This is a genomic window from Rhodococcus sp. GB-02 (assembly GCF_053470465.1).
Genome location: NZ_JBPUKE010000001.1, coordinates 2,387,848 through 2,414,817, shown reverse-complemented (window position 1 = coordinate 2,414,817; position 26,970 = coordinate 2,387,848). Strand labels below are relative to the sequence as shown.

Annotated in this window: 27 protein-coding genes; 13 read left to right on the top strand and 14 right to left on the bottom strand. The window is 62.4% G+C overall.

The window, feature by feature from the left end; translation table 11 throughout:
* Positions 1-35 precede the first annotated feature (35 nt).
* The 4 genes from ACSW29_RS11405 to ACSW29_RS11390 all read left to right on the top strand — a co-directional run bounded on the left by ACSW29_RS11405 (position 36) and on the right by ACSW29_RS11390 (position 3,569).
* Positions 36-1,061 carry a Gfo/Idh/MocA family oxidoreductase gene (locus ACSW29_RS11405; protein WP_448277259.1) on the top strand — a complete coding sequence of 342 codons (1,026 nt, stop codon included), beginning with the start codon at positions 36-38 and terminating at the stop codon, positions 1,059-1,061.
* Positions 1,058-1,834 carry a TIM barrel protein gene (locus ACSW29_RS11400; protein WP_448277258.1) on the top strand — a complete coding sequence of 259 codons (777 nt, stop codon included), beginning with the start codon at positions 1,058-1,060 and terminating at the stop codon, positions 1,832-1,834. Before ACSW29_RS11405 ends, ACSW29_RS11400 begins: the two co-directional genes overlap by 4 nt.
* A 174-nt stretch (positions 1,835-2,008) precedes the next feature.
* The gene (locus tag ACSW29_RS11395) at positions 2,009-3,193 is read left to right on the top strand and encodes a phytanoyl-CoA dioxygenase family protein (protein ID WP_448277257.1); all 1,185 of its coding nucleotides are present in this window, start codon (positions 2,009-2,011) and stop codon (positions 3,191-3,193) included.
* Positions 3,194-3,254: 61 nt separating this feature from the next.
* Entirely contained in the window at positions 3,255-3,569 is a 315-nt protein-coding gene (locus tag ACSW29_RS11390; protein WP_448277256.1) for a hypothetical protein, read from the top strand.
* Between the two features lie 39 nt (positions 3,570-3,608).
* On the opposite strand, the gene ACSW29_RS11385 is transcribed toward ACSW29_RS11390, so the two are convergent.
* The 5 genes from ACSW29_RS11385 to ACSW29_RS11365 form a co-directional block, all read right to left on the bottom strand.
* Positions 3,609-4,034 carry a hypothetical protein gene (locus tag ACSW29_RS11385; protein WP_230812387.1) on the bottom strand — a complete coding sequence of 142 codons (426 nt, stop codon included), beginning with the start codon at positions 4,032-4,034 and terminating at the stop codon, positions 3,609-3,611.
* 58 nt (positions 4,035-4,092) lie between these two features.
* On the bottom strand, positions 4,093-5,529 hold the full coding sequence (gene iri / locus ACSW29_RS11380) for a rifampin monooxygenase Iri (protein ID WP_448277255.1): 1,437 nt from the start codon (positions 5,527-5,529) through the stop codon (positions 4,093-4,095).
* Between the two features lie 121 nt (positions 5,530-5,650).
* Entirely contained in the window at positions 5,651-6,052 is a 402-nt protein-coding gene (locus ACSW29_RS11375) for a hypothetical protein (protein WP_448277254.1), read from the bottom strand.
* Positions 6,053-6,194: 142 nt separating this feature from the next.
* Complete coding sequence (locus ACSW29_RS11370) at positions 6,195-7,343, bottom strand: Gfo/Idh/MocA family protein (RefSeq protein WP_448277253.1); 1,149 nt, start codon at positions 7,341-7,343, stop codon at positions 6,195-6,197.
* Positions 7,344-7,449: 106 nt separating this feature from the next.
* On the bottom strand, positions 7,450-8,187 hold the full coding sequence (locus ACSW29_RS11365) for a GntR family transcriptional regulator (RefSeq protein ID WP_230812384.1): 738 nt from the start codon (positions 8,185-8,187) through the stop codon (positions 7,450-7,452).
* A gap of 199 nt (positions 8,188-8,386) precedes the next feature.
* Between ACSW29_RS11365 and iolC the strand changes: the two genes are divergently transcribed.
* Genes iolC through ACSW29_RS11325 form a run of 8 tightly spaced genes read left to right on the top strand, consistent with a single transcriptional unit; the run spans position 8,387 to position 17,589 of the window.
* Entirely contained in the window at positions 8,387-9,391 is a 1,005-nt protein-coding gene (gene iolC / locus ACSW29_RS11360; RefSeq protein ID WP_230812382.1) for a 5-dehydro-2-deoxygluconokinase, read from the top strand.
* Positions 9,384-10,283 (top strand): Cgl0159 family (beta/alpha)8-fold protein, encoded by a 900-nt coding sequence (locus ACSW29_RS11355; protein ID WP_448277252.1) that lies wholly within the window; start codon positions 9,384-9,386, stop codon positions 10,281-10,283. The genes iolC and ACSW29_RS11355 overlap by 8 nt, the downstream gene beginning before the upstream one ends.
* A gap of 21 nt (positions 10,284-10,304) precedes the next feature.
* Positions 10,305-11,177 (top strand): 5-deoxy-glucuronate isomerase, encoded by an 873-nt coding sequence (iolB, locus tag ACSW29_RS11350; RefSeq protein WP_448277251.1) that lies wholly within the window; start codon positions 10,305-10,307, stop codon positions 11,175-11,177.
* A 14-nt stretch (positions 11,178-11,191) separates the two neighbouring features.
* Positions 11,192-13,147, top strand: a complete 1,956-nt coding sequence (gene iolD / locus ACSW29_RS11345) for a 3D-(3,5/4)-trihydroxycyclohexane-1,2-dione acylhydrolase (decyclizing) (protein WP_448277250.1) — start codon at positions 11,192-11,194, stop codon at positions 13,145-13,147.
* Positions 13,148-13,199: 52 nt separating this feature from the next.
* A complete protein-coding gene (locus tag ACSW29_RS11340; RefSeq protein WP_448277249.1) occupies positions 13,200-14,105 on the top strand; it encodes a sugar phosphate isomerase/epimerase family protein in 906 nt (301 codons plus the stop codon).
* A gap of 26 nt (positions 14,106-14,131) precedes the next feature.
* On the top strand, positions 14,132-15,172 hold the full coding sequence (locus ACSW29_RS11335; protein ID WP_448277248.1) for a Gfo/Idh/MocA family protein: 1,041 nt from the start codon (positions 14,132-14,134) through the stop codon (positions 15,170-15,172).
* A gap of 2 nt (positions 15,173-15,174) precedes the next feature.
* The gene (locus ACSW29_RS11330; protein ID WP_448277247.1) at positions 15,175-16,059 is read left to right on the top strand and encodes a sugar phosphate isomerase/epimerase family protein; all 885 of its coding nucleotides are present in this window, start codon (positions 15,175-15,177) and stop codon (positions 16,057-16,059) included.
* A gap of 24 nt (positions 16,060-16,083) precedes the next feature.
* Positions 16,084-17,589: a CoA-acylating methylmalonate-semialdehyde dehydrogenase gene (locus tag ACSW29_RS11325; RefSeq protein WP_448277246.1), complete on the top strand. Its 1,506-nt coding sequence runs from the start codon at positions 16,084-16,086 to the stop codon at positions 17,587-17,589.
* A 62-nt stretch (positions 17,590-17,651) separates the two neighbouring features.
* Here the strand turns inward: ACSW29_RS11325 and ACSW29_RS11320 are convergent, their stop codons facing one another.
* Both ACSW29_RS11320 and ACSW29_RS11315 read right to left on the bottom strand, forming a co-directional pair.
* A complete protein-coding gene (locus ACSW29_RS11320) occupies positions 17,652-18,224 on the bottom strand; it encodes a dihydrofolate reductase family protein (protein WP_448277245.1) in 573 nt (190 codons plus the stop codon).
* 119 nt (positions 18,225-18,343) lie between these two features.
* Positions 18,344-18,742, bottom strand: coding sequence for an Rv0361 family membrane protein (locus ACSW29_RS11315; protein WP_448277244.1), 399 nt, complete (start codon positions 18,740-18,742; stop codon positions 18,344-18,346).
* A gap of 103 nt (positions 18,743-18,845) precedes the next feature.
* On the opposite strand from ACSW29_RS11315, the gene ACSW29_RS11310 reads away from it, so the two are divergent.
* On the top strand, positions 18,846-20,156 hold the full coding sequence (locus ACSW29_RS11310; protein ID WP_448277243.1) for a D-alanyl-D-alanine carboxypeptidase family protein: 1,311 nt from the start codon (positions 18,846-18,848) through the stop codon (positions 20,154-20,156).
* Here the strand turns inward: ACSW29_RS11310 and yhjD are convergent.
* The 7 genes from yhjD to ACSW29_RS11275 form a co-directional block, all read right to left on the bottom strand.
* Positions 20,153-21,187, bottom strand: coding sequence for an inner membrane protein YhjD (gene yhjD, locus ACSW29_RS11305; protein ID WP_448277242.1), 1,035 nt, complete (start codon positions 21,185-21,187; stop codon positions 20,153-20,155). The genes ACSW29_RS11310 and yhjD overlap by 4 nt on opposite strands.
* Positions 21,188-21,238: 51 nt before the next feature.
* Complete coding sequence (gene trpS, locus ACSW29_RS11300) at positions 21,239-22,273, bottom strand: tryptophan--tRNA ligase (protein ID WP_448277241.1); 1,035 nt, start codon at positions 22,271-22,273, stop codon at positions 21,239-21,241.
* 26 nt (positions 22,274-22,299) lie between these two features.
* Positions 22,300-22,794, bottom strand: a complete 495-nt coding sequence (locus ACSW29_RS11295; protein WP_448277240.1) for a barstar family protein — start codon at positions 22,792-22,794, stop codon at positions 22,300-22,302.
* Complete coding sequence (locus ACSW29_RS11290) at positions 22,794-23,321, bottom strand: ribonuclease domain-containing protein (RefSeq protein ID WP_448277239.1); 528 nt, start codon at positions 23,319-23,321, stop codon at positions 22,794-22,796. Before ACSW29_RS11290 ends, ACSW29_RS11295 begins: the two co-directional genes overlap by 1 nt.
* Before the next feature lie 26 nt (positions 23,322-23,347).
* Entirely contained in the window at positions 23,348-24,193 is an 846-nt protein-coding gene (locus ACSW29_RS11285) for an exodeoxyribonuclease III (RefSeq protein WP_448277433.1), read from the bottom strand.
* Between the two features lie 36 nt (positions 24,194-24,229).
* Positions 24,230-25,369: an MFS transporter gene (locus ACSW29_RS11280; RefSeq protein ID WP_448277432.1), complete on the bottom strand. Its 1,140-nt coding sequence runs from the start codon at positions 25,367-25,369 to the stop codon at positions 24,230-24,232.
* A 199-nt stretch (positions 25,370-25,568) separates the two neighbouring features.
* Positions 25,569-26,792, bottom strand: coding sequence for an NADP-dependent isocitrate dehydrogenase (locus ACSW29_RS11275; RefSeq protein WP_019747659.1), 1,224 nt, complete (start codon positions 26,790-26,792; stop codon positions 25,569-25,571).
* Positions 26,793-26,970 lie beyond the last annotated feature (178 nt).

Sequence of the window (26,970 nt, the reverse complement as noted above, 5' to 3'; positions counted from 1 at the left end):
TCTAGTTTCTCATTCTCACTCCGAACGGAGCCCCCATGTCTGCCTCTGTTGCAGTCGGTCTCATCGGCGCCGGATGGATCGGCCGTTTCCACGGCGAGTCCGTCGCGCTGCGCATCCCCGGCACCCGTCTGGTCGCCGTCGCCGATCCGGCGCCCGGCGCTGCTGCGTCATTGATCGAACGTGTCAGTCCCGACGCCCGCGCGTACACCGACGCCCTTGAGCTGATTGCCGATCCGACCGTCGAAGCGGTGCTCATCAGTACGCCCGCATCAACTCACACCGATCTCGTGGTGGCCGCCGCGGAGGCCGGCAAACATGTCTTCTGCGAAAAGCCGATGGCCTTGACACTCGAGGACGCCGATCGCGCGATCGGCGCGTGTGCCGCGAACAACGTTGCGCTGCAAGTCGGTTTCAACCGGCGCTTCGCCGCCGACTTCACCGCGGCCCACGACGTGATCACCGCCGGCGGGATCGGAACCCCACAGCTACTTCGTTCTCTGACCCGCGATCCGGGAATCACCGCCGACGTCGCCTCCCGAGTCAAGCCGTGGACCATCTTCAACGAGACGCTGATTCACGACTTCGACGCTCTGCTCTGGCTCAACCCCGGCGCACGCGTCGTCGAGGTGTTCGCGCAGGCCGATGCTCTCATCCATCCGCAGTACAAGGAGCAGGGGTACCTCGACACGTCGATGGTTCAGTTGCGCTTCGACAACGGCGCCCTCGCGTCGGCCGAGGCCAGCTTCCAAGCCACCTACGGTTACGACGTTCGCGGCGAAGTTTTCGGTTCCGGTGGAATGGTGAGTGCAGGCGAGGTCACGCGGACCGCGATGCGTCATTACAGCGCACCGGGCGTTCTGGCCGACACACCTCGGGTGAACATCGAACTGTTTCACGACGCATATGTTGCCCAGCTGGCGCACTTCGCAGACTGCATCCGCTCCGGCAGTGCGCCGTCGGTCGACGGTCTCGATGCTCGCAACGCCCTGGAAATTGCCTTGGCTGCAAAAGAATCCGTGGAAACCGGGCTGCCGGTGTCGCTGTTGTCGGTGCCGCGATGAACCCCTTCGACTTGGCGGTCTCCGCCGAAATGACGTTCACCGAGCTCCCCTTCGTCGAGCGTGTTCGGCGGATCTCGGATGCGGGTTTTGCGGCAGAGATCTGGAGTTGGCAGGACAAGGACCTCGACGCTCTTTTCGCCACCGGAGCTCGGTTCTCCTCGATGACCGGCTACCTGCACGGCGATTTGTTCGACGAGGCGGGCAGCGCCGAACTCGTACGCACGGCGCAGCTGTGCCTCGCTCCGGCAGCGAAACTTGGCGTTCCACGGCTGAACTTCCATACCGGTGAGCTGATCGACGGGCAGGCTGCGCGCCCGCAGTATCGAACTACCGGGGCGATGTGGCTGACCGCCGGCCGCGCACTCGAGAAGATCGCGCGCCTCGGCGAAGACGCCGGAGTTGTCTTCTGCCTCGAGAACCTCAATACGATCGTCGACCACCCTGGTGTACCGATGGCCCGAGCCAAAGACACTCTGGCACTGGTGGAATCCGTCTCACACCCGAACCTCAAGATGATGCTCGACCTCTACCACGCGCAGATCGGCGAGGGGAACCTCATCGAACTCGTGCGGCGTTGTGGTGCGAACATCGGAGAGGTTCAGGTGGCCGATGTACCAGGTCGCTGCGAACCCGGAACCGGCGAGATCAACTACCCCGCGATCGCACGCGTTCTCGCCGACCAGGGTTACACCGGCACAATCGGTTTGGAGGGTTGGGCGTCCGGAGACAGTGAAACCGCACTCACTGCTTTCCGGAAGGCCTTTACTCTCTAGCCCTCCCCCGGGAACGTGATCCCGTCGCAGCGCGCGGATCTTCCGTCACTGGTCGAGTCCACGGGGAGCGCTTCCTGAGGTCCTTTTGATGGGTTCCAGGGGTAGTTTCGATGACTTCTCCTTGGCAGTCTTTGAGGTACAGCGCATCTTGAACACTGCAGGAAAGGTCCCCGAATGACTCCAGCACTGACCGACCACACCGTGCCGTCCGCGGGTAGGTTGCACCGAGAAGATTGCACCATCGAAGACTTCGCCGCTCTGGTCGCACACGAGACAGACCTCGCCGATTACCCGTACGCCCACTCGGTGGCCGACGGCGTCCTTCTCTACCGCTCGGATGCGCTGGTCGACCCATCGTCGAATCCTGACATCCGCGCCGAGATTCAGGACGAGATCGCCCGGGCGTTGCTTACCGGTCCAGGTATCACAGTCTTCCAAGGCGCGTTCGACGCGGAGGTATTGGATCGCGCCAGTGCGGTCTTTCGTGAAATCATTGCGCGCCAACACGAATCCGGCGCGACGTCCGGGGATCACTTCGCCAAACCCGGATCCAATGACCGAATCTGGGGCGCACAGATGAAGTTGGCGCTCGAAGATCCCGGCGCCTACGTCGACTACTACTCGAACTGCATCGTCGCTCTGGCTTCCGAAGCATGGCTCGGCCCCATGTACCAGGTGACGTCGGACGTCAACGTCGTCAATCCTGGTGGCATCGCGCAGAACCCGCATCGCGACTACCACCTCGGTTTCATGTCGAGCGACGTCGCTGCGAAGTTCCGGGCGCACGTTCACCGCTTGACCCCCGCACTCACCTTGCAAGGTGCAGTCGCCCACGTGGATATGCCAGTCGAGACGGGACCGACGAAATATTTGCCATACTCCCAGCAATTCGAATCCGGATACCTCGCGTTCGAGCGTCCCGAGTTCAAGGAGTTCTTCGAAGCCAACTACGTCCAATTACCTTTGAAGAAGGGAGATGCCGTCTTCTTCAACCCAGCACTGTTCCACGCGGCAGGCCACAACAAGTCCGCGGACGTCCTGCGTATGGCAAATCTTCTCCAGGTGTCGTCGGCCTTCGGTCGAGCCCAAGGAACCATCGACCGGGAGGCACTCGTCAACGCGATCTATCCGGCACTGCTCGCTCTCAGCGAGGCGGGGTCCGACGAGGCAGTTCGGTGCGCCGTCGCCGCCTCGGCCGAGGGCTACGCCTTCCCGACCAATCTGGACCGAGACCAACCGATCGACGGCCTCGCGCCTCAGACGCAGGCCGAACTAGTGACGGATGCGGTTCGCGATCGGATCTCGCCTGACCATCTTGCAGAGTTGCTGAAGGCACAGTCCGAAAGGCGAATGAGCTGACGGATGGCAGCGCTGAAGAGACTTGGGTCGCTTAATGCCGGTCAGTCGGTACGCTCGTGGCATGGGGTGGGACTTGTTGGTGCTGTTCGCCATGATCGGCCCGTTGGGCGTGTTCGGGTGGGCGACTGTCCGGGCAAAGCGCCGCGGACTCGGCGGATCGTTCGTCGGACCGTTTCAGGAGATGTTCGATCCCGGTGCTGCGCGAGCCCAGACCGTAATCGAACAGATCGCGGAACTACCGGATCCTGCGGACTCCGGCGACCCGGACAACGACGACGTGCCGTACACAGTCACCTACGAGGGGGTTCGGCTCTACATCAACCCCGGTAAGGATCGACCGCGTGCAGGCGAAGGGACCGCCAAGCGAGCCGAGTGACAGTCGGACCGGATACAAACTGAAGGAGAACTGGTTCGGTCAGGACCGGCGCAGTTGATAGGTGACACCGTTTTCCAACTCGTCCGAGCTGAAGGACTCCGGGGAAAAGCGGCCCAAGCTCACCTCGTAGTTTCTCTGGTTTGCGGGGACGGCATCAAAATGTGCGGTGTAGGAGCACGTGCTCATTCCGTCAGGAAGTTGATCGATTGCCTCGACCTCGAGTGTCGACCTGGCGGACGCAGCGCCACTGCCCCCGAAAATTTGAATCTGGTCGTTCGGAGCCACACGGATCGAGTCGATCACGCACTCTCCAGAGCCGGCCTCGACTTGCTCTGCCTGACCGGTCACCGTCAATGTGGCAGCAAATGTTTTCGGCACATCGACATTGGTCGTGCAGCCCGTGAGTATCAGCACTCCGACGGCGATCAAGGCCGCGGGCGCGATCTGCCCCAATCCTTGTCCCATAAACGGCAACGGTAATGCACCCGAGGTGTCACGGTGCTCGGTTACCGAAATCGAAGGGTCACGCGCGGTCCCTCGCCGGCCGGCCGAACCACTTGGACAGCTGAGTATCCAACTCCGCCTGCGTTTCCCCGACCCATGCCACATGACCGTCCGGCCGAAGCAGGACAGCCGGAGCGTCCCATTCAGTGCTTGTGTCAACGATATGGTCGGCGCGATCGCTCCAACCATCGACGGACAGTTGGCCACCCTGGTCGAGAAGAAGTCCGCGGCCGGATCGCATCAAGTCGTAAAGGTTGCCGCGGGTCAACGCGATGTTCCGCAGCCGCCGACCGAGTAGGTCGTCGCCTTCGCCGAAATCGTAGCGAATCGAGATCGCAGTGATCTTCTCGGTCAGATAACGCTTGACGTCTTCGAATTCCATCAGCTCGGAGATCAAGCGCCGCACAGCTTGTGGACCGGCTGCGGTAGAGATCAGCTCGGCCTGCGCGCGCGTGTTGTCGAGAACGTCGGCAGCCACCGGACGCCGTTCCGATTCGTAAGTGTCGAGCAGGCCCTCCGGTGCCCAGCCGTTGATCTCGGCGGCGAGCTTCCAACCTAGGTTGAAGGCGTCCTGAACACCGAGATTGAGGCCTTGACCACCCATCGGTGGGTGGATGTGAGCGGCATCGCCGGCGAGGAACACCCGGTCACGCCGGTAGTGCTCCGCCAGTCGGGTGGCGTCACCGAAGCGCGAGAGCCACCGCGGGGAGTGCACACCGAAGTCGGTGCCGGCAATGGCCAATAGTTGTTGCTTGATGTCGTCGAGGGTGGTCGGAACCGCGCGTCCGCTGGCAACTTCGGCCGCAGGGACCACGACACGAAAGGCACCATTGCCGGCGGGTCCGATTCCGAATCGTTTGTGCGTTTCCCGGATTTCGGCGACAACGGCGGCCAGTTCATCAGCCGGCATTGTCACGTCCATTTCGCCGATCAACGTGTCCGCGCTCGATGGCTCGCCGGGAAACCCGACGTCGATCAGCTTCCGAACGGTGCTACGCCCGCCGTCGCAGCCAACGAGGTAGCGCGCGTGAAGTGTTGTGCCGTCGGATAATTCCGCTGTGACGTTGTCGGTATCTTGACGGATCGCGACGACGCGCTTCCCTCGCTGAATGTCCGCGCCAACTTCGGTGGCATGTTCGGCAAGAATCCTGTCGATCTCGGGCTGCGGTATGCCCAGTACGTACCCGTGCGCAGTATCCAGGTGCGCGGGTGCCGGTTTGCTGATCCCTGCGAAGAATCCGCCGAGCGGGTACTTGCGGCCGTGCGCGAGGAACTTGTCCAGCAACCCGCGCTGCTCCATGATTTCGATGCTGCGAACATGAATACCGAGGGCACGGACGAACTGAGTCGGCTCCTCGTCTTTGTCCACGACGACGACATCGGCGCCCTGTAGCCGGAGCTCACCTGCCAGCATCAATCCGGTTGGTCCAGCACGGACAATGATGACGTCACTCATGCGATCCCCTCCTTCGGGCAAGGCATTTGCTTGCTCGCAGCAGACGAGTGTGCACCATCACCCGGGCCTTGCCGCAAGCCCCGTGTCCCGCGTTATGATGAAGGTGGCGGGAAGCCCCTCTTCATCGGCGCGCCAACACCACAGCACCTGTATCGCGTGGGAGCCGCCAACTTTCGATCACCGTCGGCACCAGCATGATTCCAAGAACACCCAGAGTCAGCGAAAACGGCGCTCCGCCGCCGAGATCGCCCGACTCCGCCAACGGTGTGCAGAGCGTGATCACCAACGCGGACAGTGCAATACCCAGACCGGATGCCAACTCTTGCAGCGTTGCATACAGAGTATTGGCATCGGTCAGCTCACCCGAGTCGACGTCGGCGAACGCCAAGCTGTTGTACGCGGTGAACCCGATGGATCGCAACGCGCCACTGACAAACAGTGCGACAGCGATAACGACGTCCGGTGTCGTCGACGAGATCAGTACCAGCGCACCGAAGCACACCATTGACGTCGACGGCGCCAACTCCGAAGGAGTGGGCTATCGACGGCAGTGCCGTTGCGAGAATCGTCGCGTCGAGCATCTCCATGAACAGCGCTGCTGCCACGAGCAGCGCCAGCCCGCGGGGAAATGTCAGTGCACCAGAGCCTTTCGGAGGCGCTGTCGATCAGCCGAGAGTGATCCAACCGCCGGAGGAAACCGAGGCGACCATCGCGTCCAGAGCCTGCGCCGACGCGACTGCATCAGCGATGGTCGCGCCCTGCGGCGCTCCGTCCATGATCGAGGCGATGAAATTGCGAGCTTCGATTACTTTCAGATCGTCGTAGCCCATCGCGTTGGCCGCGCCAGGCTGGAAGCGGCCGAACTCGCCCGACTCGGGGCCGACCAAAACCGTCGTGACGGATTGGTCCTGGTACTTCGAGCCTAGGCTGGTGCCCAGTTCACCCATCCGGCGGTAGTCCCAGAACACGGCACCTTTCGTGCCGTGAATCTCGAATCCGTAGTTGTTCTGCTCTCCCACGGCGACGCGGCATGCTTCGAGGGTGCAGCGGCCACCCGAACCGAGGCGCAGCAGTGCGCTGACGAAGTCTTCGTTCTCGACAGCCCCCATCTCCCCACCACTGGACCGTGCATGTCCACTGGTCGCGGCGGACGGACGCGCACGCTCCGGGATGAAGATCGCAGTATCCGCAACGAGAGCATCGACGTCGCCGAGGAGATGACGGATCAGATCGATACCGTGCGAAGCCAAGTCACCCAGGACTCCGGCGCCGCCGCGCTCACGCTCGTATCGCCAGCTCAAAGCGCCTTCGGGGTGCGCCGCATAATCGCTGAGGAAGCGAAAACGTGAATGAGTGATCGTGCCCAACTCCCCCGTGTCGATCAGGCTCTTTGCCAGGGCCACGGCCGGCGCGTTTCGATAATTGAAGCCGACGCTCGACTGCACACCGGCCTTCGAGACAGCTGCTGCAACAGCTTTCGCGTCTTCCGTGGACAACCCGACGGGCTTCTCGATCCAGATGTGTTTGCCGGCCTCTGCCATTGCGACGCCGATGTCACGGTGCAAGAAGTTCGGGGCCGTGATGCTCACCGCGTCGATGGTCGGATCGGCCGCGATGTCACGCCAATCCTGGGTGAAAGCCTCGAAACCGAATTGGTCCGCCGCTTCCTGCCCTCGGCCTGGCACCTCGTCGGCGACGGCGGCCAGGCGGATCACGGGGAGCTGGGGATAGTGCTGCCGCAGACGCAGATACGCCTGCGTGTGGACGCGGCCCATCCATCCGAATCCGGCAACTGCTACTGAAATGCCTGTCATGAGGCTCCGTTCGGGTCAAATGATCGAAGGATCGCAGAAATGCTGGGATAACGAATCACCCCCACTGACTCGGTCAGGCGGGTACTCGTGTCACCGGGATCGAGATCTAGCGGTCGACCACGGTGGTGTCGAAGTAGTAACGCGACGCTCGGTAGCAGTGGCTGCCGTACTCGACGGCGCTACCTGAATCGTCAAATGCAGTGCGGCTCATGGTCAAGAGGGCAGCACCCACTTTCTCGTCGAGCAATCCTGCTTCTTCGCGAGTCGCCGCCCGAGCGCCGATTCGCTGCCGCGCCACACGGATGTGAACGCCGCGAGTTCGCAAGGTCTGGTATAGCCCCTGCGTCTCCAACTCCTCGGGATCGGGTGCGATGTCCACCGGAATGTAATTGGTCATCACTGCCAGCGGTTCACCGTTGGTGCTCCGCAAACGCCTGATGGTGGCCACTTCAGCGTCGGGTTCGAGGTTGAGTTCCGCGGCAACGTCCTCGCCGGGAACTCCCACCGTGAACTCGAGCAGCTTGGTCGTCGGCGCCTGGCCGGCTCTAGCGAGGTCGTCGAACAGGCTGGTGAGCTCGACCGGGCGGTGCACCGGACTCTGCACCACCTGCGTTCCGACTCCCCGCTTGCGAACAAGTAGGCCCTTGTCCACCAGTTCCTGGATCGCGCGTCGCGTGGTCGGACGGGAGAGATTGAGCCGTTTGGCCAACGCCAGTTCGTTCTCGAAGCGATCACCTGGGGCAAGTTCGCCACCGAGAATAGCGCCCTCGATTGCCTGGGCCAGCTGAAAATACAGCGGCACCGGGCTCGAGCGGTCCAACTCGACGGCGAGTGCTGCGACCACGGCCAACTCCGATCTGTCTTGGGAAGGCGCCGTATCGACGCTACTTCTCTCGGCAGTGTATGCGAACACTAACATTCACTTGACCGCAAGTCATAATGTCCGGACAAACTGTTGACAATCGCTGTGTCGCGGCGCACAGTTTCAGTCATACATCGGTGCCCTGCGCGGGCAGCCCACCACGAACTCTCGGGAGTCAGTCTTGACAAGCATCAACACTCACCAGAGCGGGTCACACATCCCTGACGCACCCTTCGACGTGCTTGCCATCGGCCGATCGGGGGTCGACATTTACCCACTTCAGACGGGCGTCGGACTCGAAGACGTCGAGACGTTCGGCAAGTTCCTCGGCGGCAGCGCAGCCAATGTCTCGGTAGCGGCCGCCCGCCTCGGTCGGCGAGCAGCATTGATCTCCGGTGTCGGGGACGATCCCTTCGGAAAGTTCGTCACACGTGAGTTGGCGCGTCTCGGTGTCGACAACAGGTTTGTCGTCACCAATTCCGAGTACCCGACACCCGTGACGTTCTGCGAGATATTTCCCCCTGACGACTTCCCGCTGTACTTCTACCGCAAGCCGCATGCGCCTGATCTTCGGATCACCCCGCAAGACATCGACCTCGACGCCGTTCGAACAGCCTCGCTGTACTGGTCGACTGTGACGGGGCTGTCCGAAGAACCGAGCCGCAGCGCACACTTCGCCGCCTGGGAAGCCCGCGAACGCCGCCCGCTGACAGTTCTCGATCTGGACTACCGCCCGATGTTCTGGTCGACGCCCCAGGAAGCGACCACTCAGGTGCAGCGCGCCCTCGCACACGTGACTGTGGCCGTGGGAAACCGTGAAGAGTGCGAAATCGCGGTCGGTGAGACCAACCCGAACAAGGCGGCCGACGCACTTCTCGACCTCGGCGTCGAACTGGCCATCGTGAAGCAGGGCCCGAAGGGCGTTCTCGGAAAAACGCGAAAGCAGTCGATCACCGTGCCGCCCAACACCGTCGACGTGGTCAACGGGCTGGGAGCAGGCGACAGCTTCGGCGGATCACTGTGCCACGGTCTGTTGGCCGGGTGGCCGCTCGAGAAGGTACTGCGCTATGCCAACGCGGCCGGTGCGATAGTCGCATCTAGGCTCGAATGCTCCACTGCGATGCCGACCGCTGAAGAAGTCCACGATCTCGCCGAAGCCACAGCAACGGAGGCAGTCAATGTCTGACAAGCTCGCCGCCCGCACCCTCGCCACCACCTACGCCGACGTGACGGAGCTGCGTGCGAATGATCCGCAGATCATCGAAAAGTCCTGGGCTGCAAGAACTCCTCGCGCCACTGTTCGAGGCAATGGTCGACTGATGATCGTCGCTGCCGATCACCCAGCGCGTGGGGCACTCTCTGTCGGCGGCAAGCCGACAGCGATGAACAGTCGTACCGATCTGCTCGACAGATTACGCACTGCGCTCGACAATCCCGGAGTCGACGGCGTCCTCGGTACCGCGGACATTCTCGACGATCTGCTCCTCCTCGGGGCCCTCGAGGACAAGGTCGTCTTCTCGTCGATGAACCGCGGCGGTCTGGCAGGTGCGAGCTTCGAACTCGACGACCGCATGACGGGATACACCGCGGCCGGCACCGCGAAGTTCGGCATGAACGGCGGAAAGATGCTGCTGCGCATCGCCCTTGACGACGCGGGCACTCTGCCCACCATGACGGCATGTGCCGAAGCCGTGGACGAACTGGCCGCGGCCGGACTGATCGCGATGCTCGAGCCGTTCCTCTCCAGTCGCGTCAACGGCAAGGTGGTCAACGATCTCAGCCCCGACGCCGTCATCAAGTCCATCCATATCTCCCAGGGCCTCGGCTCCACCTCGGCGTACACGTGGATGAAGTTGCCAGTCGTCGACGAGATGGAGCGGGTCATGGATGCGACGACTCTCCCGACGCTTCTGTTGGGCGGCGATCCGCAGATCGCGCCGGAAGAGACGTACGCAAAGTGGGACGCTGCCCTTCAGCTGCCGTCCGTGCGCGGATTGATAGTCGGGCGCGCGCTGCTCTACCCACCCGACGGCGACGTGACGGCTGCCGTCGACACCGCAGTCAAGCTCGTCCACTAGACCCGATCTGGCAGGAGCAAGATGTTCAGTAAGTACTACGTCCCCGCCGGCTCTTCCGCCGACGGTGATTTCACGACAGTGGTCACACCAGAGTCCGCCGGGTGGACCGAATCCAGCTTGTGGACACTCGAACTCGCCCCTGGCGCTGACGTCCACCTGCAGTCCGGCGAGAACGAGATAATCGTCGTTCCACTGGCGGGTTCGGCCGTGGTTGTTGCCGAAGGTACGGAGATCCCCCTGACTGGCCGCGCATCGGTTTTCGACGGTCCGAGCGATTTCGCGTACGTAGGACGCGACGCCGACTACTCGGTCGCCAGCGCAGACGGAGGCCGCTTTGCGCTGTGCGGAGCACGCGCCGACGCAAAGCTCCCCCATCGCTACGGTCCCGCATCAGGAGTTGCGGTCGAACTCCGCGGCGCCGGAAATTGCAGCCGACAGGTTCACAACTTCGCCACCGCAGACACTTTCGAGGCAGACTCCATCATCGCGTGTGAGGTCATCACCCCCGGCGGGAACTGGTCGTCCTATCCCAGCCACAAGCACGACGAGAACAGCGACGTCGAATCAGCCCTGGAAGAGATCTACTACTTCGAGATCGACCGAAGCCCCACCGGCACCGAAGGATTCGGCTACCACCGCGTGTACGGAACCGCCGAGCGACCAATCGAGGTGCTCGAAGAAGTCCGCTCCGGCGACGTCGTCCTCGTGCCGCACGGCTATCACGGCCCGTCCATCGCAGCTCCGGGGCACCACATGTACTACCTCAACGTCATGGCAGGTTCGGGCGAGATCCGGGCGTGGAACATCTGTGACGATCCGCAACACACCTGGCTACGCGGAAGCTGGGATCACCAGGACATCGACCCTCGACTGCCGTTGCAGTCCCACAACTGACGGAAGTGAAAGCTGTGGCACCCACCAACAACGCAACCGGCAATCGTCTACCTCGCGACGAGCCGACCGTTCACCTCACCGTTTCTCAAGCTGTCGTCCGCTTCCTCGCCAACCAGTACACCGAACGCGACGGCCAGCACACCAAGCTGTTTGCCGGCTGCTTCGGAATCTTCGGGCACGGGAACGTCGCCGGGTTGGGGCAGGCACTCTTACAGGCCGAGATCCAGGACCTCGACGCCGGCCGCGAGCCGACACTCCCCTACGTGCTCGGCCGCAACGAACAGGCGATGGTGCACTCGGCAGTCGCCCACGCCCGCATGAAAGACCGCCTGCAGACGTGGGCAGTCTCATCCAGCGTCGGCCCGGGTGCCACCAACATGATCACCGGCGCGGCACTGGCCACCATCAACCGTCTACCTGTACTACTTCTGCCCGCAGATACTTTCGCGACCCGAGCCAGTGCTCCGGTCTTGCAGGAACTCGAACTCCCGTCGAGCGGCGACGTCACAGTCAACGACGCTTTCAAACCAGTCTCGCGATACTTCGATCGGGTATGGCGTCCCGAGCAGCTGCCCAGCGCTCTGCTGGCAGGCATGAGAGTTCTCACCGACCCCGTCGAGACCGGCGCAGTCACCATCGCCATCCCGCAGGACGTACAGGCCGAGGCTTTCGACTGGCCCGAGTCGTTCTTCGCCGAACGAGTCTGGCACGTGGCCCGCCCGCTCCCCGAGCGATCGGTGATCGAACGCGCAGTCGCGATCATCCGTTCGGCTCGCAAGCCGATGATCGTCGCGGGCGGCGGCGTGATCTACAGCCAGGCTACGGACTCCCTGGCAGCGTTCTGCGCGCAGACCGGAATCCCCGTGGGGCAGAGCCAGGCCGGCAAGGGTTCACTGGTCTACAACCATCCACAATCCGTCGGAGCAGTGGGGTCCACTGGCACTACGGCTGCAAACGCGCTGGCCACCGAGGCTGACGTCGTCATCGGAATCGGTACGCGGTACAGCGATTTCACGAGCGCATCGCGCACCGCGTTCACCGATCCCGATGTTCGCTTCGTCAACATCAACGTCGCTTCACTGGACTCCGTGAAGCAGGGTGGTGTCAGTGTTGTCGCCGACGCACGTGAGGCTCTCGACGCCCTAGCGCTCGCACTGAGCGACTACCGGGTGAACGACGAGTACGCGTCCAGGATCGGTGAACTCGCTCGTGATTGGGATGCTGTCGTCGAATCCGTCTACAACCCGGCCGAACCCGCTGCCGACGGGTCACTGAATCAGAATCAGGTGATCGGCCTGGTCAATACTCTGTCCGATCCACGTGACGTCGTGGTGTGCGCTGCCGGGTCGATGCCGGGTGACCTCCACAAGCTGTGGCGTACTCGCGATTCGAAGGGCTATCACGTCGAATACGGATACTCCTGCATGGGATACGAAGTTGCGGGAGGTCTGGGCGTCCGGATGGCCTGCCCCGATCGCGACGTGTTCGTGATGGTCGGCGACGGTTCCTATCTGATGATGGCCACCGAATTGGTCACCGCCGTGCAGGAACGCCTCAAGGTCATCGTCATCTTGGTGCAAAATCACGGATTTGCCTCCATCGGTTCGCTGTCCGAGTCGCTCGGTTCCCAGCGCTTCGGCACGCAGTACCGCTACCGCTCGAATGACGGACGTCTCGACGGAGGGGTTCTCCCGGTCGATTTGGCCGCGAACGCCGCCAGCCTCGGCGTCGACGTCATCCGCGCCAACACCGCTGCCGAGTTCACCGACGCGATCAAGATTGCCAAAGCAAGCGACACCAGCACGGTCATCCACGTCGAAACCGATCCGCTGATCGGAGCCCCTGACAGCGAATCCTGGTGGGATGTACCGGTATCGGCCACCTCCGAACTGGAATCCACCAAGAACGCACGGACAACCTACGAGTCCTGGAAGAAGATCCAGCGACCGTACCTCCGTCCATCCGAATGAAAATTCCGCACAACCACACCCCATAAAGCTTGCCCGCGAAAGGAATCTAGACATGAGCGCGATTCGCGTCGGATCAGCCCCCGACTCCTGGGGCGTGTGGTTTCCGGACGATCCACAGCAGACCCCTTACACACGATTCCTCGACGAGGTATCCGTGTCGGGATACGAATGGATCGAACTCGGCCCGTTCGGATACCTTCCGACCGATCCAGCCAAGTTGGCTGACGAACTCGGCACCCGCGGCCTGAAGCTTTCGGCCGGTACCGTTTTCGAACACCTGCACCAAGACGATTCCTGGGATGCCGTCTGGAATCAGATCAAGGACGTCGCCAAGTTGACCGCAGCCGTCGGCGGCCAGCACGTGGTGGTCATCCCCGAGATGTGGCGCGATCCTTCCACCGGAGCGGTACTCGAAGATCGAAATCTGACTCCCGAGCAGTGGCGCAAGAAAACCGACGGCATGAACGCTCTCGGCAAGGCAATGCTCGAGGAGTACGGCGTCATGGCGCAGTACCACCCTCATGCCGACAGCCACGTCGACATCGAGGACAACGTCTACAAGTTCCTCGAAGGTACCGACGAGCGTTTCGTGAACCTGTGCCTCGACACCGGCCACATCAGCTACTGCGGCGGCGACAACCTGGCCATCATCAACAAACATCCGGAGCGCATCGGGTACCTACACCTCAAGCAGGTGGATCCGGCGATCGTCGCCAAGGTGGAGGCGGAGGACCTGCCGTTCGGTGAGGCCGTCAAACTCGGTGCCATGATCGAACCGCCGCGCGGAATCCCCGACATGCCACCGCTTCTGGAGGCCATCGAGAAGCTCGGCATCGACGTGTTCGCGATCGTCGAGCAGGACATGTATCCCTGCCATCCCGACACACCGCTGCCCATCGCAGCGCGCACCCAGAAATACCTGTCCACCTGTGGCGTCCCCGCCGTCCGTTTCAGCTGAGCAACACAATCGAGGAGTACCACCGCATGTCTGACAACCAGGATCTCCGGATCGCAGTGCTCGGCGTCGGCATCATGGGGGCCGATCACGTCGACCGCATCACCAACAAAATCGGCGGTGCCCGCGTCACCGTCGTCAACGACTACTCGCTTGCCCGCGCCGAGGAAATCGCAGCATTGACGCCGGGGTCACGCGTCGTCGTCGACCCGTTCGATGCCATCGCAGCCGAAGACGTCGACGCCGTTGTTCTCGCAACCCCGGGCCCGACCCATGAGAAGCAGGTACTTGCCTGCCTCGAAGCAGGCAAGCCCGTTCTCTGCGAAAAGCCGCTGACCACCGACGCGGACAGTTCGCTGGCGATCGTCAAAGCCGAAGCAGCGCTGGGAAAGAAACTGATCCAGGTCGGCTTCATGCGGCGGTTCGACCACGAATACACCCAGCTCAAGGATTTGATCGACAGCGGCGATCTCGGTCGCCCACTCGTGGTGCACTGCGCGCACCGCAATCCTGCGGTTCCGAACGGCTTCGACAGCGCGATGATCGTCAAGGACTCACTCGTCCACGAGATCGACGTGACGCGATTCCTGCTCGACGAAGAGATCACCTCGGTGCAGATAATTCGGCCGTCTGCGAATTCGCATGCTCCCGAGGGCATTCAAGACCCACAGATCGCTATATTCGAGACCGAGTCCGGTAGGCACGTCGACGCCGAGGTGTTTGTCACCACCGGCGTCGCCTACGAGGTGCGCACCGAAGTTGTCGGCGAACTCGGCAGCGCGATGATCGGACTCGACGTGGGACTGATCCGAAAGAGCAAGCCCGGCAACTGGGGTGGACAGATCACCCCAGGATTCCGCGAACGCTTCGGGCAGGCCTACGACACCGAGTTCGCCCGCTGGATCAAGGCCGTCAAGACCGGCGCCGGCACTGGCAACTACATCGACGGACCTGGTGCCTGGGACGGGTACGCCGCAGCCGCTGTCTGCGCCGCTGGCGTGAAGTCTCTGGAGACGGGTCAACGCGTCGTCGTGGACATGGTTGCGCGCGACTCTGTGGCCGGGGCGTAGCGATGAAGGTCGCTCTCGATCCCACACCGTTCCATCACGACTACTCGCTGCTGGAGCTTCCCCGAGTTGTTGCCGATCTCGGGTACGAGTACCTGCAGCTCACACCGCACGTCGACATGATCCCGTTCTTCAATCACCCCAAAGCCGACGACGCGCTCGTCGCCAAATTTCGGAAGGCCTGCGCGAGTGAGGGAGTCGGCATCGCTTCGGTGCTCCCGGTCCTTCGCTGGTCCGGCCCGGACGAGGACGCCCGCGAAGCAGCAGTGCGGTACTGGAAGCGGGCAATCCAGATCACCGTCGACCTCGGCGTCAACGTCATGAACACCGAATTCTCCGGCCGCCCCGAAAAGGCCGAAGAGTCCGAGCGTGCGTTCTATCGTTCGATGGAGGAACTGGTTCCGATCATCGAACGCGAGGGAATCGACGTCCTGATCGATCCGCACCCGGACGATTTTGTCGAAGACGGACTTGCCGCGATCCGCACGATCCGTGGTGTGAATTCCAAGAACCTCGGAATGGTGATCGTGGCGTGCCACCAATTCCACATGGGCGGTGACCTTCCCGCCATCATGGAGGCCGCCGGCGACATGATTCGTCTCGTGCACGTGGCGGACACCATGGATCATCACCGTTCCCACGGACTGCGCTACATCACCAATCCGCCAGGCAATGCCGTTCGAGTGCATCAGCATCTCAAGATCGGTGACGGAGACGTCAACTGGGACGAATTCTTCGGCGGTCTCGGCAAACTCGGCTTCTACGAACGTGAGAACACCGTGATTGTGTCGAGCGTCTTCGCCGAGAACGAAAACGCGCACGAGGTTTCCCGGTACCAGCGCGAGACGATGAACGACTACGTCGCCAAGTACACCTCCCCGAACTCCTGAGCCACCAGACCACTAGGAAATACCATGACCAGCACTGATACTCGTGTCATCGCGCACTGGCTGGACGGCAAGTCGTTCGCCGGAACATCCGAGAACACCGCCCCCGTCACCAACCCCGCCACCGGACAGATCACCGGCCGACTCGCCCTGGCGAACCTCGAGGACGCCCGCGCCGTCATCGACGCTGCTGCGGCGGCCTACCCCGCCTGGCGTGACACCTCCCTGGCCCGGCGCACACAGATCCTGTTCAACTTTCGCGAACTCCTCAACGCTCGCAAAGGCGAACTCGCCGAGATCATCACAGCCGAGCACGGCAAGGTCCTCTCCGACGCTCTCGGCGAAATCAGCCGCGGACAAGAAGTAGTCGAATTCGCCTGCGGAATACCGCATCTCCTCAAGGGCGGATACACTGAGAATGCATCGACCAAGGTCGACGTCTACTCCATCCGCCAACCCCTCGGACCCGTAGGCATCATCTCCCCCTTCAACTTTCCCGCGATGGTCCCGATGTGGTTCTTCCCGGTCGCCATCGCCGCCGGGAACACCGTGATTCTCAAGCCCTCGGAGAAGGACCCCACCGCCGCTATCTGGCTCGCCGAACTCTGGGCCGAAGCCGGTCTGCCTCCCGGCGTCTTCAACGTCCTCCAAGGTGACAAACTCGCCGTGGACGAACTCCTGGAAAACAAAGCAGTCAAAGCGATTTCGTTTGTCGGGTCCACCCCCATCGCCCAGTACGTCTATGCCACCGGCACCGCCAACGGCAAACGAGTGCAAGCACTCGGCGGCGCCAAAAATCACGCCATCGTTCTGCCGGACGCCGACCTCGACCTTGCAGCCGACGCAATGGTCAACGCTGGATTCGGTTCTGCCGGCGAACGCTGCATGGCAATCTCCGCCCTCGTAGCGGTCGGCGACATTGCAGATGAACTCGTGGCCAAGATCGTCGAACGCACCACTCCCCTCGTCACCGGCGACGGCACCAAGAACTCCGACATGGGTCCGCTTGTCACCAAGGCCCACCGCGACAAGGTCGCCTCCTACGTCGATGCAGGAGAGAAGGACGGCGCCACCATCGTGGTCGACGGACGCACAGTTCAGGCCGATGGTGGACCTGACGGCTTCTGGCTCGGGCCCACCCTCATCGACCACGTCACCACCGACATGTCGATCTACACCGACGAAATATTCGGGCCCGTCCTCTCCGTCGTGCGCGTCGATACCTACGACCAAGCCCTCGAACTGATCAACAACAACCCGTACGGAAACGGCACCGCCATATTCACCAACGACGGCGGCGCTGCCCGACGCTTCCAGAACGAGGTGGAGGTCGGCATGATCGGCATCAACGTCCCCATCCCGGTTCCTATGGCCTACTACAGCTTCGGCGGCTGGAAGAACAGCCTCTTCGGTGATACTCACGCTCACGGGACCGAAGGTGTTCATTTCTTCACGCGAGGTAAGGCCGTCACCAGTCGCTGGCTCGACCCCAGCCACGGCGGGATCAACCTCGGCTTCCCCGAGAACAGTTAGCCGACAAGACAACTGTGGCCGAGACTCTCGAAGAGGCTCGGCCACAGATGTATTCGACAGGTCTACGCGGCCGTGGGGTGGTACGTCAGCACCTGAACTCCGGATTCGTACCGACGATCGTCCTTCAACTCCAGGACGATCTTGTCGGCCGATTCGGGGAACACCCTCCCGCCTGACCCAAGAATGACCGGGAAGACTATCAGGCGCAGCTCGTCGACCAAACCGGCCAGCAACAACGCGTGGACGAGCGTCCGACTTCCCGCCACCAGAATCTCACCGTCGACCTGATCCTTGAGCTTCGGGACGGACTGCTCGATGGGACCGGTGAGCGCCGTCGAGTTGTTCCATTCGAGCGGCTCCGTCGAACTCGTGACGACGTACTTGGGCATCTCGTTCATCTTGTCCGCAAAGCCTTGGTCGTCCTCGCGCTCAGGCCAGGCGCCGGCGAAGCTCTCGTAGGTCCGTCGACCGAGTAGAAGCACGTCCGCGGCGAGGGTTTCGTCGAGTTTGAACTTCATCTGATCGCCCTCCTGGTACGGAAAGACCCATCCAGAGTGCGCATAGCCCGGTTCACCACCGGGCGCTTCCATGACCATGTCCAAAGACACGAATTCCGTCACCACGATCTTGCCCATACCGATCCCCTGTCGTCAGTGTTCCTGCACCGTGCGAGTAGTCGACTACCCCACTGTTACAGACTCTGGTTGGTCGGGGAACTCATCGACGGCAATCGGCAGCGTCAGCACCCGAAGAATCAGCACACAACCCAGGCACCGTTCTCCTTGATCAACGTGATGTCCTCGCGCATCATCCGGGACGGATCCTCGGTGCTGTAATGGCGAGTGTTAGCCGTCGCCGAATCGCCGTTCACCACGATGTTCTCCACACCGTCCAGTCTCAGACCGGCGAGTGTGTCGTCGAACGGCGACTCTTCGACCCGCGAGCTCTCGCTGCGCATCGAACTGCATTGAGTGCTGTCGACTGCCTCCCAGTCCCTTTCGGCCATGAATTCGAAACTCTGACCGACGACGGCAGAGATTTGGCTCTCGGACGACGGTTCCGAATTGCCGGAACATCCGACGACAGCGGCCAATGCTCCGACGAGTGTCATTGCCGCGAGCGTCCGGCGTCTACGTGTGCCTGCGAGGTCCATCTGCCCACTATGACCGATGTACAAACCGAATCGCCTGTTTTCGGCCCATGCGCTCGCGTGGCGATTCGGACGTTCCTTCGCGTTCGCATACCCTCGTATATCGATGATGTGGCGTCGAAAGTGTGCAGTGGCAGTGGCCGGAACAGTGCTCTCAGGGAGCATTGCGTTTTCCGGTGTCGTAGGTAGCTCGGGAATCGCCGGCGCCGAACCGGCCCCGCCGCCGACCACCACCACCGAGGCGCCGTTCACAACACCCAACACCGACAGCTGCCCGTTCACGAGTATTCCGGCACCGGCGATCGATCTCTCCGAAGCTCCCGCGCCCGGATCCACGGTTCCGACTGCTGTCCCGATTCCGGAAAGCCCCGTCGGTGGAGACAAGCTCGGCGAGTGTGGTGTTGTGCTCCCAGACGGCGCTCCCCCGCTCCCGGCCGACATCGCGGCATCCGGATGGGTACTCGCGGACGCCGAAACCGGTGAGGTCCTCGCCGCCAAAGATCCGCACGGTCGCTACCGACCGGCCAGCACCATCAAGATGCTGTTGGCTCTCGTCGCGCTCGACGAACTCGATCTCGACACCGAAATCACTGCAACTGCCGAAGACGCGGACGCCGAAGGTAGTGCCGTCGGCATCGGCAAGGGCGGTAAATACACCAACCGGCAGCTGATGCAAGGCCTGGTCATGGCGTCGGGAAACGATGCAGCGCATGCTCTTGCCCGCCAACTCGGCGGTGACGCTGCGGCCGTATCGAAGATGAATGCCCTCGCCGCCGACCTCGGCGCCCTCGACACCCGCACGGCAACTCCGTCCGGACTCGACGGCCCGGGGATGAGCAGCTCACCGTACGACCTGGCCGTGATTTTCCGTACCGCACTGCAGAATCCGACATTCGCCGGTCTGATCCATACCGAGACCGTCGAGTTCCCCGGCTTCCCCAAGGACCCGACAATTCCCGATGATCAGGACCGGCCCGGATTCACACTCGCGAACGACAATCAGTTGCTCTACAACTACGACGGTGCGTTGGGCGGCAAGACCGGCTTCACCGACGACGCCCGCCACACGTACGTGGGTGCTGCGGAGCGTAACGGCCGGAAACTACTGGTGACATTGATGGGCGGCGAAGCCAAGCCGATCCGTCCGTGGGAGCAAGCTGCCCGTCTACTCGACTACGGATATGCACTCCCAGCGAGCACAACCGTCGGCTCGTTGACGGACCGTTCGACCGACGACGCCACGCCCGACGTCACTCGCACACCGTCTGCCGCTGCACCTGGCTCGATCTCGGCAGCGCCAACCGCCACCGACAGAGAGTCGGACACCACTGACCGCATCCTCATCGGCGCGGTCGGTGGAGTGCTGGTGATCGCGCTGGTGTCGGGAGCAGTCGCACTCAACCGTCGACGGCGCTAGCGCGGCCGACGACGCAGGAAGCCCGAAAGACCCAGACCGGCAACCGCACCCGTGGCGATCAATGCAACGGCACGCGACGGCGAGCCACTATCGCTGACAACCACGCGCGGCGAGATCACTGCGGGATCGGGCGGAGGAACGAAGGCCAGAGCCATACTTTCCTTTGTCGTCGCCGCCCACGCCGTGCAGAAAAGCAGCATCCTCGACGCCGTGAACACGAACACGAGCAAACCGATGATCGGGCCGAATGCCACGCCCGCCGGGCCACCGGTGACGGCAGCGAGGTAGATCGCACCCACCTGCTTGAAGATCTCGAACACAACCGCGGCGATGAGCGCTGCCTGCGCGGCGCTGCGCAGCGTGACGGGCTCGCGCGGTAGCCGGGCGATCACCCACAGGAAGACCGCCCACGTCGCCAGCAGTGACAGCAACAGCGAAACGACTCTGAGCCCCACACCGACACCGGTGATGTTCTCGAGGTTGAGCCACTTCACGATCTGAGTGGCTACCGGCCCGCTGCTCAGCGCCGACATTCCGAGCGAGACGACCATGGCGAGGGCCAGACCGATAAGGGCCCCTGCGTCACCGAGTTTGGTTCGCACGAAACCCTTCGGCTCGCGCTTGCTCTCCCACATGGCCGTCAGCGCGTCGCGAACATTTGCCATCCAACCGAGACCCGCGTAGGCGGCACCCAGGAGACCGAAGATTCCGACGCTGGCGCGCGAATCGATAGCCGAATCGATCAGTGTGTTGATGGTGTCACCCAAGCTGCCCGGAATGCTCTTGGTAATCTGCTCCTGAATCGACTCCAGGTACTCGGGATGCCCGGCCAATACGAAACCGGCCACCGCAAACGCGACCATCATGATCGGAATCAGTGCCAGGACGCTGAAGTACGTGATTCCCGCAGCGTAGTAGTCGCCTTTTTGCTCTTGGAACCGCCCAGCGGCGCGAACCAGATGATCGAGCCAGGGTCGCGCTGCCCGTTGCTTCTCGAGAAAACTGGGTGCGTCGTCGTCCGTTTCAGCCATTGCCGTCCCCCTCATGTTCGGTCAGGCGCCGTGAGTCCGAATTCGCGTCGGTCAGCCCTTCGGTGCCAGGAATCCGACCTTGTCATAGACAGCGGCGAGAGTGCGTGAAGACACCTCGCGGGCGCGGTGCGCTCCGGCCGCGATGATGCGATCCAGCTCCGCCTCGTCGGCGAGGTAACCGTCCACCTTCGCTTTGAGCGGGGTGACGAACTCGGTCAGCACATCAGCGGTATCGGTTTTGAGGTCGCCGTATCCCTTACCCTCGTAGCCCGCCACCAGAGTCTCGATCGGTACTCCGGAGAGAGCCGACTGAATGGTGAGCAGGTTGCTGACGCCGGGCTTGGCCTGCGGGTCGAAGCGAATCTCGCGCTCGTTGTCGGTGACGGCCGACTTGATCTTCTTCGCCGACACCTTCGGATCGTCGAGCAGGTTGATCAGTCCTGCCGCACTGGCAGCGGACTTGCTCATCTTCGCGGTCGGATCCTGCAGGTCGTAGATCTTTGCCGTGCCCTTGATGATCTGCGGCTCAGGAACGACAAACGCCTTGCCGTAGCGGGTGTTGAACCGGCCGGCCAGATCGCGTGCGAGTTCGAGGTGCTGGCGCTGATCCTCACCCACCGGGACTCGTTGCGGGCGGTACAGGAGGATGTCAGCGGCCATCAGAACCGGATAGGTGAACAAACCGACACTGGCGTTGTCGCTGCCTTGCTTGGCGGACTTGTCCTTGAACTGAGTCATGCGGCTGGCTTCACCGAAACCGGTGATGCAGTTCAGGACCCACGCCAACTGCGTGTGCTCAGGAACTTGACTCTGCACGAACAGCGTCGCCCGATCGGGATCGATACCCACTGCGAGGAGCTGAGCCACCGCAACCTTGGTGCGACGACGCAGTTCCTTCGGGTCCTGCGTCACCGTGATGGCGTGAAGATCCGGAATGAAGTAGAAAGCGTCGAAATCGTCCTGCAACGGAACCCACTGCTGCAGCGCACCCAGGTAGTTGCCGAGGTGGAAAGAATCCGACGTCGGCTGGATTCCGGAAAGCACGCGAGGCTTTGTGGTGGGCTTCTGTTCTGCAGGGGTCGACATGGTTCCGATCTTTTCACGAGTGGAAATCAGTGCAGTGGCGTGGTGCCCGGGTAGTCGAGTTCGACGAGGTCTTCACCGGTGGCGCTGGGGCCGTCCTCATCGAACTGGTAGACGGTCCGAAAAACGACGGGTGCCCATTCTTCGGCGTAGAAGTCCATCGTTCCGCGGAACCACGCCAACTGATCCTGTTGCTCGGACAGTAGAGAACCCGCGCCTCGGATCACAACTACATATCCGGCGCCCAATCCGAGTACATCGTCCAGATCGCGCATGACGTCGTCGAAAGCATCCTTGTTTCGTCCGAAGTGGGACGGAAACTGGAAGGCCGCCGCGAACTCGTCGAAGACCTGCGCCGTGGTCCGCATCTTCTCTCCACGAACCACCCGAATGACAAAATCCTCGCCACGGAGTTCACGCGCAAGATCATCCGCGACCGCTTGCTCGCCGCGCAGGGCCACCGAAGTCACGACGGAAGACGGGTCCAGCCACTGCGTCACGCTGACCGTGGACGAGTCGGACATCAGCGAATCCTCACAAACGTGTCGTAGTGATCGAGGGTGTACCACGCCGAACCGTCGTTGCCGGTGACGATTCGCTCGGCGTCGCGGCCTTGGCCGTTCTTCTTCGGGTTCACATCCCATTCCTGATAGACGACACGTCCGCCACCGGCACCGACAGCCGGTAGACGCCCTTCGCTGTTGCGGAAGGTGATGCCGCCCTTGGTGCCCGGCGCGTTGGCGGAATCCGGCCACCTCTTGGCGTCGATCTCCACCAGCGTGGCGAGAACTCGCGCCGGCGCATCGCTGTTCGTCTGCTGCGTTGTCTTGGCAGCGGAACTCGACGGCGCGGAACTCGACGGCGCAGCCTTGGTGGTGGCGCCAGGCTTGGCTTGAACACTCGAGGACTGAATGCTCGAGGACTTGGTGACCGACGACGCCGAAGACGCCGAACTGTCGGAGTCGTGTGAAGAAAGCGTCACCGCCAGCACAAGCGCCACCACGGCCACGACGACGGTGATGATGGCGTTGCGTGTCTTTGCGCTCGGCATTTTCAGACCTTCAGGCATGCCCGTCCCTACCGGTACGAGACGGTGACAGGTGCGTGATCCGACCAACGAAGGTCGTAGGACTCAGCGCGTTCCACGAGGGCAACCTTGGCCCGCTCGGCGTATCCGCGGGTGGCAACCTGGTAGTCGATGCGCCACCCAGAATCGTTGTCGAAGGCTTTTCCTCGGTACGACCACCACGAGTACGGACCGTCGACACCCGGATGGAGGGTGCGGAAGACGTCCACCCACGCGGAGTCCTGCGCGAACAGAAGGTCCATCCATGCGCGCTCCTCGGGGAGGAATCCCGAGGACTTCCTGTTGGTCTTCCAGTTCTTGAGGTCGAGTTCGGTGTGCGCGATGTTCCAATCTCCACTGACCACCACGTGGCGATCGGCAGCCTCGGCCGCCGCAGCGGTGGAGGCGAGGTGAACTGCGAAGGATGCCATGAACCGCTCCTTCTCTTCCTGCTTCGGCGTGAGCGCCTCACCGGAGGGCAGGTACAGGCTCGCGACGGTCAGATCGGCGAAGTCGGCTTCGATGTATCGACCGGCGTCGAGAAACTCGTCGTCCCCGTGGCCGATCCGCACCGCGTCGGGCTCGGTACGCGAGAGCACGGCGACTCCGTTGCGTCCCTTCGCGGACGGCTCGGCGGAGACCAGGAACCATCCGTTGCCGAGCGCCGGTTCGAGAGTCTCGCGAAGCTGATCGTCCGACGCACGCGTTTCCTGAAGGCAGATGAAATCCGCCGACGTCTTCTCCAGCCAGTCGAGCATGCCCTTACGGGCCGCTGCTCGAACGCCGTTGACGTTCACGGACGTGATGGTGTGGGGCGCAAGAATGTGGGAGTCAGCAGTTTGTGGCACGGCAAGCACCGTAGCCGATTCCACCGACGCGGATGGGCTCCCAGATCAGCGCACGGCCCTACGCTGCAGAATCACCGCAACCGCCAGCACGACTAGACCCGCGACGGCCAGCAAAGACCCCACCGCCGCCGGCGCCGTGTACCCGTAACCGGCCGCGATGACGACGCCGCCGATCCACGCTCCGAAGGCATTGGCGATGTTCAGCGCGGCGTGATTGAGAGAAGCAGCCAGGGTCTGGGCGTCCTCGGCGACGTCCATCAACCGTGTCTGCAGACCCGGAACCATCGAGGACCCCGCGAGACCGATGAGGAAGACGAAGACCAGTGCCGTGTACGGATTGCGCACAGCGATCACGAAGACCGCGAGGATCACCACGAGGGATCCCATCGACAAGAACAGGCCCTTCATCAATGCGCGATCCGCGAGGTATCCGCCGACGAAGTTGCCTGCCACCATGCCCAGTCCGTAGAGCATGAGTGCCAGGGGAATGAACGAAGCGCCAAGCCCGGACACGTCGGTGAGCGTCGTACTGATGTAGGTGTAGACGGCAAACATGCCGCCGAACCCGACCATGCCCACGATCAGCGTCATCCACACCTGGACACGGCCCAGTGCCCCGAGTTCGGTGATCGGATTCGTCACCGGCATACCGTCCAAACGCGGTATCCAGACGAACAGCGAAGCAACCGTTGCCACTCCGATTACCGCAACCAAGGCGAAGGCGCTGCGCCAGCCGAGTGCCTGACCGATCCAGGCGGCGACCGGTACCCCGATCACGTTGGCCACGGAAAGACCCATCATGACCATCGCCACGGCCTTCGCGCGTTTGCCCGGTTCGGCCAGGTGCGCTGCGACCAGCGCGGCGACTCCGAAGTAGGCGCCGTGCGGCAATCCGGCGACGAAGCGAGCCATCATCAGCGTCGTGTACGAGGGCGCGAAAACCGAAGCGGCATTGCCGACGGTGAAGGCGACCATGAGCGCGATCAACAGTGTGCGGCGCGGTACCCGTGCGGAGAGAGCAGCGATCAGCGGAGCGCCGACGACAACGCCGAGCGCGTACGCGGAGATCACGTGGCCTGCGATGGGTTCCGAGACGCCGAGCCCGGATGCCATTTCCGGGAGCAATCCCATGGCGACGAACTCGGTGGTGCCGATACCGAAACCGCCGAGGGCGAGAGCGAGCATCGCCGGACCTCTAGCGGAACGAACCCCGGGTGTCGAGGCGTCAGAACGGGAGAGGGTAGACGAAGTCACTGATCAATTGTGATCTCACACCTGGTTGAACTTCCAAGTGAGAGCGGGTGAGTTCACTCACGTGAGACCGCGAACACAAATGGGACGCCCGGTTTCCCGGACGTCCCATTCGAAAGGTGAAGCGGTGAATCTACTTCGCGGCCATGGCCTTCTGCAGGTTCACGTCGAGCGCGCCGAGGAACTCCTCGGTGGTCAGGTAGCCCTGATCGCCGCCGACCAGCATCGAGAGGTCCTTGGTCATCTGGCCGCTTTCGACGGTCTTGATGACAACGTCTTCGAGCGCCTGCGCGAAGCCGATGACCTCAGGGGTGCTGTCGAGCTTGCCACGGTGCTCGAGCCCGCGGGTCCACGCGAAGATGGATGCGATCGGGTTGGTCGAGGTGGGCTTGCCCTGCTGGTGCTGACGGTAGTGACGCGTCACGGTGCCGTGAGCAGCCTCTGCCTCACAGGTCCGTCCGTCCGGTGTGAGCAGAACCGACGTCATGAGGCCGAGCGAGCCGAAGCCCTGGGCCACGGTGTCGGACTGAACGTCACCGTCGTAGTTCTTGCATGCCCAGACGTAGCCGCCCTCCCACTTGAGTGCGGAAGCGACCATGTCGTCGATGAGGCGGTGCTCGTAGGTCAGACCTGCGGCATCGAACTCAGCCTTGAACTCGGTCTCGTAGACGTGCTGGAAGATGTCCTTGAAGGCACCGTCGTACGCCTTGAGAATGGTGTTCTTGGTGGACAGGTACACCGGGTAGTTCTGCTGCAGTCCGTAGGTGAGCGACGCGCGAGCGAAGTCACGGATGGACGTGGTGAAGTTGTACTGCCCCTGGACGACGCCGCCCTCTTCGGGGAAGTTGACCAGTTCGTGCTCGATCGGTGCGCTGCCGTCCTCAGGCGTGTAGGTGATCATCACCTTGCCGGGGCCGGGGACCTTGAAGTCTGTGGCGCGGTACTGGTCGCCGAATGCGTGACGGCCGATGATGATCGGCTTGGTCCAGCCCGGAACGAGTCGCGGAACGTTGGAGATGATGATCGGTGCGCGGAAGATCGTGCCGCCGAGAATGTTGCGGATCGTTCCGTTCGGGGAACGCCACATCTTCTTGAGACCGAATTCCTCGACACGTGCCTCGTCCGGCGTGATCGTGGCGCATTTGACGCCGACGCCGTGCTTCTGGATCGCGTGCGCTGCGTCGATGGTGACCTGGTCGTCGGTCTCGTCGCGGTACTCGATACCGAGGTCGTAGTACTCGAGGTTCACATCGAGATACGGATGGATCAACTTGTCTTTGATGAACTGCCAGATAATGCGCGTCATCTCATCGCCGTCGAGTTCGACGACGGTGCCCTCAACCTTGATTTTGGACATGGGTGCTTCGCGTCCTCCTAGGAAGTTTCCCTGGTTACACGGTTGCGGTCACACTTTGTGAGTGGGTCCGCGAACGGTTCGATTATCAAACCTAGACGGTGTGGACTGATCTCGGGAGATGAGTCCCAAACAAGACAAGCGTACTGCTAACCCGTGAGGCTGCAACCGGCAGGTCCAC

Bases quoted from the DNA above. Each gene is read 5' to 3' on its own strand.
- ACSW29_RS11405 (WP_448277259.1), top strand. From the start codon at position 36: ATGTCTGCCTCTGTTGCAGTCGGTCTCATCGGCGCCGGATGGATCGGC.
- ACSW29_RS11400 (WP_448277258.1), top strand. From the start codon at position 1,058: ATGAACCCCTTCGACTTGGCGGTCTCCGCCGAAATGACGTTCACCGAG.
- ACSW29_RS11395 (WP_448277257.1), top strand. From the start codon at position 2,009: ATGACTCCAGCACTGACCGACCACACCGTGCCGTCCGCGGGTAGGTTG.
- ACSW29_RS11390 (WP_448277256.1), top strand. From the start codon at position 3,255: ATGGGGTGGGACTTGTTGGTGCTGTTCGCCATGATCGGCCCGTTGGGC.
- ACSW29_RS11385 (WP_230812387.1), bottom strand. From the start codon at position 4,034: ATGGGACAAGGATTGGGGCAGATCGCGCCCGCGGCCTTGATCGCCGTC.
- iri (WP_448277255.1), bottom strand. From the start codon at position 5,529: ATGAGTGACGTCATCATTGTCCGTGCTGGACCAACCGGATTGATGCTG.
- ACSW29_RS11370 (WP_448277253.1), bottom strand. From the start codon at position 7,343: ATGACAGGCATTTCAGTAGCAGTTGCCGGATTCGGATGGATGGGCCGC.
- ACSW29_RS11355 (WP_448277252.1), top strand. From the start codon at position 9,384: ATGTCTGACAAGCTCGCCGCCCGCACCCTCGCCACCACCTACGCCGAC.
- iolB (WP_448277251.1), top strand. From the start codon at position 10,305: ATGTTCAGTAAGTACTACGTCCCCGCCGGCTCTTCCGCCGACGGTGAT.
- ACSW29_RS11340 (WP_448277249.1), top strand. From the start codon at position 13,200: ATGAGCGCGATTCGCGTCGGATCAGCCCCCGACTCCTGGGGCGTGTGG.
- ACSW29_RS11335 (WP_448277248.1), top strand. From the start codon at position 14,132: ATGTCTGACAACCAGGATCTCCGGATCGCAGTGCTCGGCGTCGGCATC.
- ACSW29_RS11330 (WP_448277247.1), top strand. From the start codon at position 15,175: ATGAAGGTCGCTCTCGATCCCACACCGTTCCATCACGACTACTCGCTG.
- ACSW29_RS11325 (WP_448277246.1), top strand. From the start codon at position 16,084: ATGACCAGCACTGATACTCGTGTCATCGCGCACTGGCTGGACGGCAAG.
- ACSW29_RS11320 (WP_448277245.1), bottom strand. From the start codon at position 18,224: ATGGGCAAGATCGTGGTGACGGAATTCGTGTCTTTGGACATGGTCATG.
- ACSW29_RS11315 (WP_448277244.1), bottom strand. From the start codon at position 18,742: ATGGACCTCGCAGGCACACGTAGACGCCGGACGCTCGCGGCAATGACA.
- ACSW29_RS11310 (WP_448277243.1), top strand. From the start codon at position 18,846: ATGATGTGGCGTCGAAAGTGTGCAGTGGCAGTGGCCGGAACAGTGCTC.
- yhjD (WP_448277242.1), bottom strand. From the start codon at position 21,187: ATGGCTGAAACGGACGACGACGCACCCAGTTTTCTCGAGAAGCAACGG.
- trpS (WP_448277241.1), bottom strand. From the start codon at position 22,273: ATGTCGACCCCTGCAGAACAGAAGCCCACCACAAAGCCTCGCGTGCTT.
- ACSW29_RS11295 (WP_448277240.1), bottom strand. From the start codon at position 22,794: ATGTCCGACTCGTCCACGGTCAGCGTGACGCAGTGGCTGGACCCGTCT.
- ACSW29_RS11290 (WP_448277239.1), bottom strand. From the start codon at position 23,321: ATGCCGAGCGCAAAGACACGCAACGCCATCATCACCGTCGTCGTGGCC.
- ACSW29_RS11280 (WP_448277432.1), bottom strand. From the start codon at position 25,369: ATGCTCGCTCTCGCCCTCGGCGGTTTCGGTATCGGCACCACCGAGTTC.
- ACSW29_RS11275 (WP_019747659.1), bottom strand. From the start codon at position 26,792: ATGTCCAAAATCAAGGTTGAGGGCACCGTCGTCGAACTCGACGGCGAT.